Annotated in this window: 1 protein-coding gene; it reads left to right on the forward strand. The window is 67.3% G+C overall.

Annotation, left to right across the window (positions count from 1 at the left end):
- Positions 1–2,006: elongation factor G (gene fusA, locus ACFFCN_RS18690; protein ID WP_375494126.1), on the forward strand; the 2,006-nt coding region annotated here is incomplete at both ends.

The raw sequence follows: 2,006 nt of genomic DNA on the forward strand, positions 1-2,006 counted from the left end.
TCGGCATCATGGCGCACATCGACGCCGGCAAGACGACGACGACCGAGCGCATCCTCTTCTACACCGGCATCAACCACAAGATCGGCGAGGTGCACGACGGCGCCGCGACGATGGACTGGATGGCGCAGGAGCAGGAGCGCGGCATCACCATCACCTCCGCGGCGACGACGACGTTCTGGGAGGGCACCCAGCTCAACATCATCGACACCCCGGGCCACGTGGACTTCACCGTCGAGGTGGAGCGCAACCTGCGCGTCCTGGACGGCGCGGTCGCCGTCTTCGACGGCAAGGAGGGCGTCGAGCCCCAGTCCGAGACGGTGTGGCGCCAGGCCGACAAGTACGACGTCCCCCGCATCTGCTTCGTCAACAAGATGGACAAGCTGGGCGCGGACTTCTACTACACGGTCGACACCATCGTGAAGCGCCTCGGCGCCAAGCCGCTGGTGATGCAGATCCCGATCGGGGCCGAGAACGACTTCGTCGGCGTCGTCGACCTGGTGTACATGCGCGCCCTGGTGTGGCCCGGCGACGCGAAGGGCGACGTGTCGCTCGGGGCCAAGTACGAGATCCAGCCGATCCCGGCGGACCTGCAGGAGCGCGCCGAGGAGTACCGGCAGCAGCTGCTGGAGACCGTCGCGGAGACCGATGACGCGCTGCTCGAGAAGTTCTTCGCGGGCGAGGAGATCACGCCCGACGAGATCAAGGCGGCCATCCGCAAGCTGACGATCGCCAGCCAGATCTACCCGGTGTTCTGCGGCTCCGCATTCAAGAACCGCGGCGTGCAGCCGATGCTCGACGCGGTCGTGGACTACCTGCCGAGCCCGCTGGACGTGCCGGCGGTCGAGGGCCACGACGTCCGGGACGAGGAGAAGGTCATCGAGCGGCACGCCGACTCGGGTGAGCCCTTCGCCGCCCTGGCGTTCAAGATCATGACCCACCCGTTCTTCGGGCGGCTCACCTACATCCGCGTGTACTCGGGGCACCTCGACTCCGGCGGCCAGGTCATCAACTCGACCAAGGGCCGCAAGGAGCGCATCGGCAAGATCTTCCAGATGCACGCGAACAAGGAGAACCCGGTCGACTCCGTCACCGCCGGGCACATCTACGCGGTGATCGGCCTGAAGGACACGACGACGGGGGACACCCTCTCGGACTCGAACGCGCAGGTCGTGCTGGAGTCGATGACGTTCCCCGAGCCGGTGATCGAGGTCGCGATCGAGCCCAAGACCAAGGGCGACCAGGAGAAGCTCGGCACGGCGATCCAGAAGCTCGCCGAGGAGGACCCCACCTTCCGCACCGAGCAGAACCAGGACACCGGCCAGACCATCATCAAGGGGATGGGCGAGCTCCACCTCGACATCCTGGTCGACCGCATGAAGCGGGAGTTCCACGTCGAGGCGAACGTCGGCAAGCCCCAGGTGGCCTACCGCGAGACGATCCGCCGCACGGTCGAGAAGCTCGAGTACACCCACAAGAAGCAGACCGGCGGCTCCGGCCAGTTCGCCCGCGTGCAGATCGCGCTCGCGCCGCTCGACGTCACCGCCGAGCAGTCCTACGAGTTCGAGAACAAGGTCACGGGCGGCCGCGTGCCCCGCGAGTACATCCCGAGCGTCGACCACGGCATCCAGGACGCGATGCAGGTCGGCGTGCTCGCGGGCTACCCGACGGTCGGCGTGAAGGCGACGCTGCTCGACGGCGCGTACCACGAGGTGGACTCCTCCGAGATGGCGTTCAAGATCGCCGGGTCGATGGCGTACAAGGAGGCGGCCCGCAAGGCGCAGCCCGTGCTCCTGGAGCCGGTCATGGCCGTCGAGGTCCGCACGCCCGAGGAGTACATGGGCGACGTGATCGGCGACCTCAACTCGCGGCGCGGCCAGATCCAGTCCATGGAGGACGCGTCGGGCGTCAAGGTCGTCACGGCCAACGTCCCGCTGTCCGAGATGTTCGGGTACGTCGGCGACCTGCGCAGCAAGACCTCGGGCCGAGCGGTCTACTCGATGCAGTTC

Source organism: uncultured Jatrophihabitans sp., assembly GCF_964246335.1.
GTDB lineage: Bacteria > Actinomycetota > Actinomycetes > Mycobacteriales > Jatrophihabitantaceae > Jatrophihabitans.